11 protein-coding genes are annotated in these 12,407 nt (G+C 63.2%); 6 read left to right on the plus strand and 5 right to left on the minus strand.

Annotated features, from left to right (window positions below):
- Positions 1–7: 7 nt before the first annotated feature.
- The 4 genes from NPS46_RS05850 to NPS46_RS05865 all read left to right on the plus strand — a co-directional run bounded on the left by NPS46_RS05850 (position 8) and on the right by NPS46_RS05865 (position 3,961).
- On the plus strand, positions 8–217 hold the full coding sequence (locus NPS46_RS05850; RefSeq protein ID WP_274105490.1) for a hypothetical protein: 210 nt from the start codon (positions 8–10) through the stop codon (positions 215–217).
- Positions 214–741 (plus strand): DOPA 4,5-dioxygenase family protein, encoded by a 528-nt coding sequence (locus NPS46_RS05855; RefSeq protein ID WP_274105491.1) that lies wholly within the window; start codon positions 214–216, stop codon positions 739–741. Before NPS46_RS05850 ends, NPS46_RS05855 begins: the two co-directional genes overlap by 4 nt.
- 76 nt (positions 742–817) lie before the next feature.
- Complete coding sequence (locus tag NPS46_RS05860; protein ID WP_274105492.1) at positions 818–2,656, plus strand: ABC transporter ATP-binding protein; 1,839 nt, start codon at positions 818–820, stop codon at positions 2,654–2,656.
- 450 nt (positions 2,657–3,106) lie between these two features.
- Positions 3,107–3,961, plus strand: a complete 855-nt coding sequence (locus tag NPS46_RS05865) for a CAP domain-containing protein (RefSeq protein WP_274105493.1) — start codon at positions 3,107–3,109, stop codon at positions 3,959–3,961.
- Between the two features lie 79 nt (positions 3,962–4,040).
- On the opposite strand, the gene NPS46_RS05870 is transcribed toward NPS46_RS05865, so the two are convergent.
- The 5 genes from NPS46_RS05870 to NPS46_RS05890 all read right to left on the minus strand — a co-directional run bounded on the left by NPS46_RS05870 (position 4,041) and on the right by NPS46_RS05890 (position 11,110).
- Positions 4,041–5,186: a cytochrome-c peroxidase gene (locus NPS46_RS05870; protein ID WP_274105494.1), complete on the minus strand. Its 1,146-nt coding sequence runs from the start codon at positions 5,184–5,186 to the stop codon at positions 4,041–4,043.
- Positions 5,183–7,909: a TonB-dependent receptor plug domain-containing protein gene (locus tag NPS46_RS05875; protein ID WP_274105495.1), complete on the minus strand. Its 2,727-nt coding sequence runs from the start codon at positions 7,907–7,909 to the stop codon at positions 5,183–5,185. The genes NPS46_RS05870 and NPS46_RS05875 overlap by 4 nt, the downstream gene beginning before the upstream one ends.
- Before the next feature lie 232 nt (positions 7,910–8,141).
- A complete protein-coding gene (locus NPS46_RS05880) occupies positions 8,142–9,098 on the minus strand; it encodes a FecR family protein (RefSeq protein ID WP_274105496.1) in 957 nt (318 codons plus the stop codon).
- A gap of 62 nt (positions 9,099–9,160) precedes the next feature.
- Complete coding sequence (locus NPS46_RS05885) at positions 9,161–9,667, minus strand: sigma-70 family RNA polymerase sigma factor (protein ID WP_274105497.1); 507 nt, start codon at positions 9,665–9,667, stop codon at positions 9,161–9,163.
- Positions 9,668–9,778: 111 nt separating this feature from the next.
- Positions 9,779–11,110 carry a PLP-dependent aminotransferase family protein gene (locus NPS46_RS05890; protein WP_274105498.1) on the minus strand — a complete coding sequence of 444 codons (1,332 nt, stop codon included), beginning with the start codon at positions 11,108–11,110 and terminating at the stop codon, positions 9,779–9,781.
- A gap of 113 nt (positions 11,111–11,223) precedes the next feature.
- Here NPS46_RS05890 and NPS46_RS05895 point away from each other — a divergent pair, with 113 nt between their 5' ends.
- Together NPS46_RS05895 and NPS46_RS05900 are read left to right on the plus strand one after the other, a co-directional pair.
- A complete protein-coding gene (locus NPS46_RS05895; protein WP_274105499.1) occupies positions 11,224–12,120 on the plus strand; it encodes a DMT family transporter in 897 nt (298 codons plus the stop codon).
- 140 nt (positions 12,121–12,260) lie between these two features.
- On the plus strand, positions 12,261–12,404 hold the full coding sequence (locus NPS46_RS05900; RefSeq protein ID WP_425312701.1) for a hypothetical protein: 144 nt from the start codon (positions 12,261–12,263) through the stop codon (positions 12,402–12,404).
- The last annotated feature ends 3 nt before the right edge of the window (positions 12,405–12,407 follow it).

A 12,407-nucleotide genomic window follows, 5' to 3' on the forward strand; every position in this document is an offset into this window, starting at 1 on the left:
GCCCCAAATGCCTGAACCCCTGATCGACCTGCATAGTCACTGGTTCTCTCCTACGGCCACGCGCTGGGCGGACACTCGCGAAGTCATCGACGACATTCGCCGCACCCCGCTGGATGCCGCGAGCCAGCGTGCCCTGTTCCACGACAACGCCGCCCGCCTGCTGCGCAGCAAAGGCGTGGCCCTCACTGAACCATCCCCGACCGAGGTGTTCGCATGACCCAGACCCAACCACTCGCCACCGTGCCCGCCGTACCGGCCCAGATCGATGAAATCGTCGCCTGGCACAGCCATATCTACTTTGACGAGCACACCCGGCACATTGCCGAGCGCCTCAATGAAGAACTCCAGGATCGCTTCAAAATCTGGGACTACCGCTGGCTGGACCAGACCAATGGCCTGCATCCCACGCCGATGTTTCGCTTCGCCATCCTCAAGGAGGATTTCGAACGCTATGTGTACTGGATTCTCGAAGCCCGCCAGGGCCTGAGCGTATTGCTGCATGCCATTACCGAGAACGTTTATATCGACCACTCCTACCTGACCCTGTGGTTCGGCCAACAGCTGACGCTGGGCCTGGACAGCATGCGCGAACAGGAAGGCCGGCGCCTGGCAGGCGTGCCCACACCCGTCAACGATGTGCTGCTGGTCGGCCAACAGCGCCACCTGGCCGGTACGGTTCGCTACCGTCCGGGCGACGACACCTACAAGACCCGTGACTTCCCCCCACGGCGCCAGGCCTGACCCTGTGCTGTGCGGTCCCTGACCGCGCAGCACCCGCCTCGAAGCCTTTCTCGATCTGCGTACTTCAAGGACCACCATGACGTCGTCAGCCACGACCTGCGATTCGCCGATCCCGGCGCTCGCCCGCAGCCCGTTTCGCTTTACCCTGCAATTTGCCCGGCACTTTCTGGGCTGGTACTTGCTAATCACCACGTTGCAGATCATTTCCTCAGCCTGTGGCGTCAGCGTTTCCCTGGCCCTCGGTCAGGTGGTCGGCGCCCTGAGCCAGACGGCCAGCGGTGCCCGCGACCTACAGGGCGTATGGCTGCCACTGGGCATTTTTGTCGCCCTCAATGCCGGCGAACTGGTGTTTGGCCGGATCGCCGGCTTTTGCCGCGTGCATATCGCGCCGCTGCAACGCACCCGCGTAACCGCCCATCTCTTCGCCTACCTGCAACACCATTCACAGCGGTACATCGGCAGCAACTTCGCCGGCTCCCTGGCCAACCGCATTTCCGAAACCGCCATGGGCGTGAACATGACCTTGTGGGCGCTGATCTTCGATGTGCTGCCGGTGCTGGTCACGCTGATTGTCGCGGTGATCATCCTGGCCACGGCCAATACCTTGCTGGCGCTCTTCACCCTGTTCTGGTCGGTGATTTTTGTCGCCTGTTCCTACGCCTTGGCACGCCGCTGCCAGCCCTACTCCCAGGCTTTTTCCGCCGCACGCAGCGAAACCACCGGGCGGGTGGTCGATGCCGTGAGCAACCTGACCGCCGTGCGTCTGTTTGCTCGACTGGGGTACGAACGTCGCCACCTGCAACAGTTTCTCGGCCGTGAAGTCAGCGCGGCGCGCGTGGCCTGGGGCTTCAATGAAAAGATCGTGCTGTTTCAGCTCAGTGCAGCGCTGGTCCTGAAAGTCGGGCTACTGGGCTTTGCCCTCTGGCTCTGGCAACAGGGCGCCATCAGCCTGGCGGAATTCGTGATGAGCACCACCCTGTCCTTTGTGGTGATTGCCGAGGCGCGCAATATCAGCCGACGCTTTCTCGACCTGTTCGAATACTTCGGCAATATCGAATATGGGGTAAAGACCATCGTCGTCCCCCACGAAATCACCGACGCCAGCCATGCCAAGGCCATCACCATTCGCCAGGGCCACATCGAACTGAGCGACCTGACCTTTGGCTATCAGCCCGAGCAGCCGCTGTTCCAGCACCTGAACCTGAGCATCCCCGCCGGTCAACGGGTCGGGCTGGTGGGTTACTCGGGCTCCGGTAAATCGACCCTGCTCAACCTGCTGATGCGCCTCTACGACCCGCAACAGGGCAGCGTGCGTATCGACGGCATCGATGTTCGCCAGTTCACCCAGCATTCGCTGCATTCTCAGATCAGCCTAATCCCCCAGGAGCCGGGCCTGTTCCACCGCAGCCTGCTGGACAACATCCGCTACGGCCGTCCGGACGCCAGCGAAGCCGACGTCGAAGCCGCTGCCCGCCAGGCCTATGCCCATGACTTTATCGAGCAGATGGACCAGCGCTATCACTCCCTAGTGGGCGAGCGTGGCGTACGCCTCTCGGGAGGGCAACGCCAGAGGATTGCCATCGCCCGGGTCATCATCAAAAACGCGCCGATCCTGATCATGGACGAAGCCACTTCCAGCCTCGACTCCCTGACCGAAAAAGCCATCCAGAACACGCTGACCCATCTGATGGAAGACAAAACCGTCATCGTCGTGGCCCACCGCCTTTCCACCGTGGCGCAACTGGACAGGATTCTGTTTTTTGAAAATGGCCGGATTATCGAAGATGGCAGCCATAGCGAACTACTGGCCCGTCCGGACGGGGCTTATCGTCGGCTGTGGGAACAGCAGGTCGATGGCGTGTTACCGCTGGTGCCGGTGGAAGAGGCAACGACTACCAGGGTGAGTCACGGCTAGAGGCGCCCTCGTCTCCTGGGCCAACTGCATTCATCCATCGGCTTGCGATACCGTGGGTGCCCGGGGGTATTGATAAACCCGCGGCCTTCGCAGGCCATGCCATGGCGATTGGCAACGACGCCGTGGCCGCGCGGGTCCCCGGCCAGGGCGCAGGCAGGCAATGCTTTGGAACAGCCGCTGCGGGCCATCCCTCTCGTGCACGTGCGCCTAAACCGTTCGAGGCGTGCCGAACTCCAGCGCAGAAATACGGTCCCTTGAGCGCGTTGCCCCGTTGGAACAACAGTTCACGCGCAACTTCGAATGGACCGACTGGCTCGCCAAGGAGGTCCTAGCAAAAAGTAGCAATATCCCTCGCTATTAGTGCCAATTTCATATTTCAAGACCTGAGCCAGTACCCAGGTCCGGACCAAATCGCGCATCATGGGCGCAGTTCGCTCAAAGGAGATTTTCATGGGGATCACTTCACCCGCTCTGCGCCTCGCCACCTTGACGCTGGGAGCGCTGCTGGCCACCACGGCGGTAGCCAGCAGCGAGGAGTCGCAGTTGGTCGATGCGATCAATACTTACCGCGCCCAGGTGCAGCGTTGTGGCGGCCAGGCCTCGCTGGAGTTGCCAGCCCTGACGATCGACCCCCGACTGATTCTCTCGACCGATAGCATCGGCAATTTGCAGCAAGCCCTCGCGCAAGCGAGCTACCCCATGGTCAACGTCCAGTCCATCAGCCTGTCGGGGCCGCGTGATGCCCAGGCGGCCATGGCCGCCGTGCAGGAAAGCTTCTGCCGGGTGGTGCTGGACCCGCAGTTTATCGATATCGGCGTCAGCCACAACGAACGCGACTGGCGCATCGTGCTCGCTCGCCCCCTGTTGAGCGCCCGCCTGGGCGACGCCGAGGCAGAAGGCCGCAAGCTGCTGGATACCCTCAATGCCGCTCGCGCGCAGCCTCGCCAATGTGGCACCCAGGCCTTTGCCGCCGCGCCGCCACTGACCTGGAGCGCCAACCTCGCGAACGCCGCACAGACTCACGCCAGGGCCATGGCCAACAACAACTTCTTCGACCACAAAGACCGCGAAGGCCACACCCCTGGTGATCGTGCCGAACTGGCCGGCTACTCGGGGCAACAGATCGGCGAGAATATCGCTGCCGGGCAGGACAATGCCCGCCGGGTCGTCGATGGCTGGCTGGGCAGCCCGGGGCATTGCGCCAATATCATGAACCCGGACTTTCGCGACTCGGGCGCGGCCTATGCGGTCGACCCAAAAAGCGATGCGGGGATTTATTGGACCGCCATGTTTGGCCAACCCTAAGCGCTAAAACCGCTAGCCCTGCGCCTCAGCCCTGTGTCCGGATTCTCCGGACACGGCGACAGAGCACAGCTCATCTACCCTACAACGTCTCAAGAAACCGCACCAACGCCCGGCGCTGCTCCAGATCCAGGTTGAGTGGCTTGAGCAGCTCGCTGGTCTTGGGAAACAGCGGGTCGTGTTTCTGTTGCTCCGTGGGCTGCGGGCGCGACATGCCCAGGTTGTACAAGGCCACGGTGCCATTGAGGTTGACGAACAAACCGTTGTGCATCCACGGCGCGGTTTTGGTCAGCAAGCGCAGCGACGGCGTGCGGAACGCGCCGACATCCTCGGCCTTGCCCGTCACTTCGTAACGCCCCAGGTCTTCGTACTTGCGCCCGTAGTAGGTCAGCCCGAGGTTGTGGAAACGCTCGTCGCTCAGGCTCGGGCCAAAGTGGCAGTTCATGCAGCGCGCCTGGGTACGGAACAGGTGCAGGCCATAGAGTTGCTCATCGCTCATGCGCTGCGGGCGCCCGCGCAGCAGTTGTTCGAAGGCGGTGTTGCGGGTCGCCTTGACCAGGGTGCGTTGGTAGGTGGCCAGGGCCTGGGCTATCTGTTCGGCGCGGATCGGGCCACGGTCGGCGAAGACCTGCCGGAAGCGCCCGGGGTACTCGCTGTCGCCATTCAGGCGCGCCACCAGCTCTTCGGTGGTAAAGGCCATTTCCACATGATCGACCACCGGCACCAGGGCCTGGGCTTCCAGCGTCGGGCTGCGCCCATCCCAGAACAACGGCTGGGCATAGCCACTCATGACCAGGCTTGGCGCGTTGCGCCGGCCGCTCTGGCGATCATGCCCGAAGGAAACCCGGCGGCCATCGGCAAAGGCTTCATCGGGCTCATGGCAGGACGCGCAGGCAATCTGCCCGGAACGCGAGAGCTTCGGGTCGTTGAACAAGCGTTCGCCCAACACCGCCTTGGCCTCGGTATGGGGGTTTTCGGGCGGTGATGGCGCACGCTCGGGCAAGGCCGCCATTTCCTGCCAGGCAATACCCGCATCAATCTGCGGCGCTGGCCATTGGGCGACGGGCTGGCGATAGAGCGCGGCGATGCAGGCCTGGTGGGCCTGGGAACCCGGCGCCGCAGCGGCACAGCGCTCGGTGTCCTGCGCTTGCGCCAGCGGCCAGGCCAGCATCCAGCCGATGGCCAGCACGGGCTGTGTCAGCCGCCGTAGGTAGGTCTGCGCGATCAAAACCGATACCCCACTTCCACCATGAACTGGCGACCGACTTCGTAATTGGCGATGTTCTTGGCATCGGCATTGCTGACAATGGCCTTGTCGAGCAGGTTGCTGACATCCAGGTTGACGAATAGGGCCTGTTCTCTGGCTGTAGGCAGCTCCCAGCCCAGGCGGGTGTCCCAGGTCAGCGCTCCGGCGTAGGCGGTTTCTTCCCAGACCCGTACGACCTGGCTATCGACCGTGACCGTCGCCCCGGTCACGGCAATCCGCCGGTAGCCATCGCGATAGCGCAGGAAGTTGCTCCAGTTCAGGTTGAGCATGGGGATTTGCGTCAGGGTTGTCAGGCGCGCGGTCCAGGGCCGGTTGTAGTTTTCGGCCGGCCGATCGGAGTAATGCATCAACTTGCCCTGGTACTGGATCAGCGGATCGTCGACATAGGTCAAGCCGATACTCGCGGTGTAGTCGGACAGCCCGGAGCTTTTGACATCGGTCCAATCGAAGGCGAACTGCCCACTGGTGCGGGTGCCCCACAGGCCGAAGTCGCGCAAGGGGGTGATGGTCAGGGTGTAGGTATCGGACTCACTTTTGCCGCCGTTGTAATAGGTGTAATAGTTGGCCGCGAGTTCCTGGGTATTGGTACTGGGCTGGCCGATCTGGTTGCCCCAGGCGCGGGAAATCTGGTCACGGCCCTTGCGCTTGACATATTTGACCGCGAACTCAGTGTTCCACTGGATCTGCGACAGGCCCAGCGTCAGTTCGTCGTCGTAGGGGATATCCAGTTGATTGAACTTGGCGCCGTTGGCCACCTGGGAGACGTAGACCCAATCGGAGGTCTGGTTGGCCCGCGTGTAGTTTTTCTGCAGTGAAGCCACCCCGTCGCGCAAGCGATAGGCCGATAGATTGCGCCCGTAGTAGCGGTTGGCCCCGCCGGTCAGGCGGGTCTGGCCATCGCCGAACACATCCAGCTCCAGGGCCAGACGCGGGGCGATGGTGGTCTTGTCCATATAATCGTCGCTGTCGACCCGCACACCCGGGCGTATTTTCAAACGGCCCAGGCGCATCTCATCCTGCATAAAGACCGCCCATGACTGGGTATCGAACGCGATCTTGCCCTGGGTCACGGTCTTGTTCTTGGCGTATTGCCCAGCCCAGCCGTTGGTGGTGGGGCCGATGGAACACAGCGGATCGTTACCCACACAGGTCGCGGTACTGGCCATGGTGGCGTAGTACTCATAGGGCTTCGAGCGATCATAGGCGGTGGAACTGCTGGCCAGCTCCAGTCCCGTCTGTACGCTATGTTCCAACCCCAGGGCCTGAAAGCTGTTCCAATCGGCCTTGAGCTTGTAGCCCAGGCTTTTTTGCTGCTGTTCGATTTCGCCGTAGCCGCCTTCGACGGACGTTGAACTCATTGAGGTGCCGGCGCCCCAGTCCTTGGTCGTCGACTTGCGCCAGATAATCATATAGTCGGACTCCGAGGAGCGTGAGTTCTCCAGTTCACTCCAGCTCAGGTTCTGCTCGACCCTGGCCCATGGCGCGTTCCAGACCAGCCGGGCGCTGACGCTGTCACCGCCGGCCGTGGTATCACGGGCCGAGTAGAGCGAGTTAGGACCGAAGGTATGGGCGGTTTCCGGGGCATGATTGACGCTGATATCCAGTCCCCAGTCCTCGTTGATCTGCCACACCGACTTGAGGAAATAGTTGTCGATACGCCGGGTCTGCTCGTGCTCCTCATTGGCCTGGGCGCTCTGGTTGCTCACCGCGAAAACCCGGGTCGGGATGGTCGAGTCCTTGCGCGAGAAACTGCCCAGCAAGCCAAAGTTATCGGTGAGGTAACCTTCCAGCGTGGCACGGGTGATGAGCTTGTCGAACTCGGGCTGGTTGCCCGTGCCGAAACCGGCCTCGAAGGACTCAAGGTCCGGATCGTCCTTGTTCAGGTGATAGCGGGTCCAGGCGGAGCGCGTCATCTGGGCCGAGACCTTGCCGTGCAGTTCCTTGCTCGGGTTGCGGGTATTGGCCTCGATCACCCCGCCATTGAAGCCACCGTAGGAGACCGGGACATTGCTGTCATAGACCTTGATCTCTTCCAGCAGATCAGTGTCCAGGGCTAGACCCTGGCTGCGCCCGGAAACCTTGTCATAGTCATCGGTGGTCGAGCCGGGATCGATATCGTTGTTCATGCCCATGCCGTCGACCACAAACAGGTTCTGCCAGTAGCGCGCCCCGTTGATGCTGATATTGGCCGGAGCGATTTCACCCGGGCTCTTGCCATTGAGCTGGCTGTCGTCGAACTGCACATTGGGGTTGGTGCGCAGCAGGCTGGTGATATCGCCATTGCCGCTGGGCAGCGCTTCGATGGTGCGCCGATTGAGGGTGCGTTCGCCCTGGGGCTCGATCACCTGGCTATTGACCCGCGTGCTGTCGAGTTGCAGTACCCCGGACGGCTGGCGCGCAAACACCGAAACCGCATTGTCATGGCTGTATTGCCAGGCCAGGTCGCTCTGCCCCAGCAAGCGGTCCAGGACCTGATCCTGACCCAGATGCCCTTTCACCGCCCGGTTTGACAAGCCTTTGAGCAACCCGCTTTCCACACTGACCTGCACCCCGGACTGCAAGGCGAACTGCATCAGCGCATCGGTCATCGAGCCGGCAGCGATGTCGAAGTTGTGGGTGCGCGGCGTCGCGGCCGCCAGGGTCGGCGCTGGCGGCGCGCCCTGGACCATGCAAGGCAGTGCCATCAACAACGCCAACGCGCCGGATCGGGCCAGGGGAAATCGTGAGGAGACAACGACAAAAGGCTGCGCGCGAGACATTCGTTTACCTGCGAAATGAGGCCTGGGATTCGCTAATACGAATCCTTATCAGTAGCTTTCTGGGTAATAACGAACGGTCTTCTAGAATTTCCAGAAATAGCCCAAAAAAAATCGCCGGGGCGAACACCCGGCGATTTCTCAGGGACAACGCCGGGCCTTAATCGGCTGCCGACACCTGCAACACATAGGGCGCCAGCTGCTTGAGCTGGCCACCCAGGGGGGCAATGGCGGCTTGCAGAGCCTCGCGCGGCGAGCGCAGATCAAGGGCCGCGGTGATGGTGCGCTGGCCCAAGACCGGATCGTCGAGCAGAATCAGTCCGGGCTGGTACGCGCGCAGCCGTTCGACAATCGCACTCAGCGGTTGGTCGATCGCCAGCAGTTGCCAGCGGCGCCAGGCGGCAATCTGCTCCACAGGCACCTGGGTGCGCACCCCGCCCTGCCCGGCACGCGCGAAGCTCAGGCGCTGACCAGGCTTGAGTGGCTCCAGCGCCGTGCCGCCCTGGCGCGTATCGGCAACATTGACCGAGCCCCGGGCGACGCTGACCTCGATGGCCTGCGGCGCCAACTCGACAGCAAAGGCGGTGCCGGTGACCGTCACATCAATGCCCTTGGCCTGGACCTGGAAAACCCGTCCGGGCTGGGCGACCACGGAAAAAAACGCCTGCCCGCGCAGCAGGATCACCTGGCGCTTGTCGGCACTGAAATGCACGTCGATAGCGCTGCCACTGTCGAGTTCCACCACGCTGCCATCGGCCAGGGTCACCGCGCGATGTTCACCGCGCGGGCTGTGATAGTCGGCTCCCAGCCCTTGCCAGTCCGGCAATACCAGCAGCACGGCGCAGGCCGCCACCGCACTGGCAAGCAACCAGCGTCTTAGCCCGCGACGACGTGAACGAGGGGCGACGGCGGGCGGCGGCAGCGGGCAGTCGAACGTCGGGCGGTTCATCACCTGGCCACTGAGGCCCCAGACTTTTTGCGCCTTGCGATAGGCCTGCGCATGCTCGGGCGCGGCGTCGAGCCAGGCCTGCAATGCCTGCGGATCGCTCGGCTCGCGCAGCAGCCAGTCCAGCGCGGCCTCCCACACCGGATCCCTGGCCTTCGAGGGACGTGCCACGGAGTCAGGCACAGGCAAACACTGCCCGCCAGGCCCGGCAGCGATCTCGCCGCACGAGGTGTTCAGTCATCACTCATTTGCTCCGAGCAGTAGGTCAGCGCGTCCCGGACCAGTTGATGCGCGAGGCTCAACGAAATACCCAAGTGCTGCGCAATGTCCTTGAAAGTCATGCCATGCAGGCGGTGCATCACAAAGGCCTGGCGCGAGCGCTCAGGCAGGCGGGCCAGGGCGTTTTCCAGTTGCTGCAGTTCATCGCAGTACAGGGCCTCACATTCTGGGGAAGGATTCTCGGATGGCAAGTCTTCAAGTTGCGCTTCGCTGGCCGGATGGCGGTTTTCCAGGGTCAGGCGTCGGTTCAGGTCGAAGGCCAGGTTGCGCACGATGCGATACAGATACCCCACCGGCTGGGCCAGCGGCGTGCGTTGCGCCGTGGCCTGGTTGAAACGCAGCCAGGCTTCCTGAACCACGTCTTCGGCCTTGGACCGGCAGCCCACAATCGGCGACGCATATTCCACCAGCGCCTTGCGGTGCGCGAGATAGAGCTCAAGTTTTTGACTGTGTTCCGACACTGCGACCACGCCCGTTAACCACGATGAGTGCCTGTGAGGCGCGGCGATACTAATCCTATTGATAATTATTAACAAATGAGACTTTAGCTTGATACGCCGGTTCCACTGAAGCTAGGCCAAGGCCTGCACCGTCCACTTCACCCGCGCCAGGGCTGCGCCCAGGGTTTGCAGGTCCACCGACCCCAGGGCGAGGCGCAAGGCATGCGGGACATGACTGGAAACGGCAAACGGCTCGGCGGTGGACACCGAAATCCCCTCGTGCAGCAGGGCCATGGCAACCCGATCGGCCCGGGCATCCTCGGCCAGGGGCAGCCAGACAAAGTAGGAGTCGCGATGGCTGACCCGCTGCAACCCTGCCAGCGCCTTGGCCGCCAACGCCTGTCGGACCCGGGCGTCCGCACGTTTCTGCGCCTCCAGGCGCTGGACGGTGCCATCGTCAATCCAGCCGCTGGCAATGGCCGTTAATACACCCGCGGTATTCCAGGCCGTCGCCCGGATCGCCCGCTCCAATGCGCCTATCCAGCCCGGCGGCGCGACCACCCAACCGACACGCAGGCCGGTGGCCACGCTTTTGGAGAAGCCGGAGATATACAGGGTCCGTTCCGGGGCCAGTGCTGCCAGGGGTGGCGGTGGATTTTCCGGCAAAAAAGCATAGGCGGCGTCTTCAATCAGTATCAGCCCGTGCTGGCGGGCCAGGGCCACCAGCTGCTCGCGCTGCGCCAGCGGTGTCACCCAGCCCATGGGGTTATGCAGGGTCGGCATGCTGTAGAACGCGCGGATCGGCCGCGTGCGGCAAAGCGTTTCCAGTAGCTCCAGGTCCGGCCCCTGGGCCATCGCGGCAATAGGCAACAGTTCGATATGCAGTGATTGAGCAACGACCTTGAAACCGGGATAGGTCAGTGCATCCACCGCGATCACATCCCCCGGCTTGAACAGGGCCATCAGGGTCACGGCCAGGCCATGTTGGGCGCCATTGACCAACAGGACCTGCTCGCCCGGCACCGTCAGACCGCGCAGTGCCAGGTGTCGTGCCACACTCGCCCGCTCATGCAGCCGCCCACCGTGGGGCTGGTAACGCAACAACGCATCGAGGTCGCCGGACAGGGCCAGTTGACGCAGGGCCGTGCGCAACAGATCTGCCTGCCCGGGGACCGAGGGATAATTGAAATTGAGGTCAACCACACCTGCGGCGACGGCCTGCTGATCGATACCCTGCCCCGGCGGCAAGGCCGTCTCACGGACAAAGGTGCCCCGCCCCGCTTCCCCGCTGACCAGGCCCATGGCCTCCAGCTCGGCATACACCCGTGAGGCGGTCACCAGGGCCACGCCGGCTTGCGCAGCAAGCTGGCGGTGGGTTGGCAACCGACTGCCAGGCGCAAGACGACCGGCACGGATATCGGCCACAAAACCATCGACCAACGACTTGTAGCGGGCACGGGGCATGGGCAGCTGTATCCATGACAATTTTTTGATTGTGCTGATGATCACCCTCAGGATGGAGCATGTGCAAGCCGCCACGGCCTGTTGGCCCCCACGATCAACACGAGCGACCGACCATGGAACACACTTCACCCACGCAGCCAACCGGGCTGAGCAGCGCGACCCGGGGCTGGATCAATGGCCTGATCGGCGTATTGATTTTCAGCGGCTCCCTACCGGCCACCCGGCTGGCGGTCCTGGAGTTCGACCCGGTGTTTCTGACCGTGGCCCGCGCCAGTATTGCCGGCGTGCTCGCCGTGTTCCTGCTGTGGCTGTTTCGCCAACCGCGCCCTGCCCGCCCGCAGTGGCTGGCGCTGGTGGTGGTGGCATTGGGCGTGGTGCTCGGGTTTCCGCTGTTGACCGCCATGGCCCTGCAGACCGTCACCAGCGCTCATTCGATTGTGTTTATCGGTCTGCTGCCGCTGGCGACTGCAGCCTTTGCCGTGATCCGGGGCGGCGAACGTCCACGACCGGCCTTTTGGCTGTTTTCGGTGCTGGGGAGCCTGATGGTGGCCGGCTATGCGCTGTCTCAGGGAGTGGGCGCCTCGGCTCGGGGCGATCTGCTGATGCTGCTGGCCGTTCTGGTGTGCGGCCTGGGCTATGCCGAAGGGGCCAAATTGGCGAGAAGCCTGGGCGGCTGGCAAGTGATCTGCTGGGCCCTGGTACTGTCGCTGCCAGTGATGCTCGCCTTGACCCTGTACCTGCGCCCGGCGTCATTGACCGGTATCAGCCCGCCAGCCTGGCTGAGCCTGGGCTATGTCGCCCTGTTCAGCATGCTGATCGGTTTTGTGTTCTGGTATCGCGGCTTGGCTCAGGGCGGGATCGCCGCCGTCGGCCAGTTGCAGTTGCTGCAACCACTCTTTGGCCTGGCTCTGGCTGCCGGCCTGCTCCATGAGCAGGTCAGCAGCCGCCTGTTGGGCGTCACGGTGGCGGTCATACTGTGCGTGGCCGGGGCGAAGAAATTTGCCCGCTAGCAGCACAAGCGCTAATCCCTAGCGCCGGAGCCATCGCCTCAGCGCGGGACGCCTGGACCGTGCCGTCCCGATCGATGTGCAACGGCCCCCGCTGACCTTCACCCCGCGTTCCAGGCGACGGCGATCCGCTGCTCCAGCCGGTGCTGCCGGCCCTTGGCATTGAGCGCCATTACTGGATCTGCACACGCCGCGAACTGCATCACTCGGTACGCTTGCGCATTGTCTGGGATTACCTGATCGAGATCTGTGCCGGGCACAGCGCTCTGCTGCGCGGCGTCGAATAACGT

The sequence above is a fragment of the Pseudomonas putida genome (assembly GCF_028682395.1).
GTDB lineage: Bacteria > Pseudomonadota > Gammaproteobacteria > Pseudomonadales > Pseudomonadaceae > Aquipseudomonas > Aquipseudomonas putida_AB.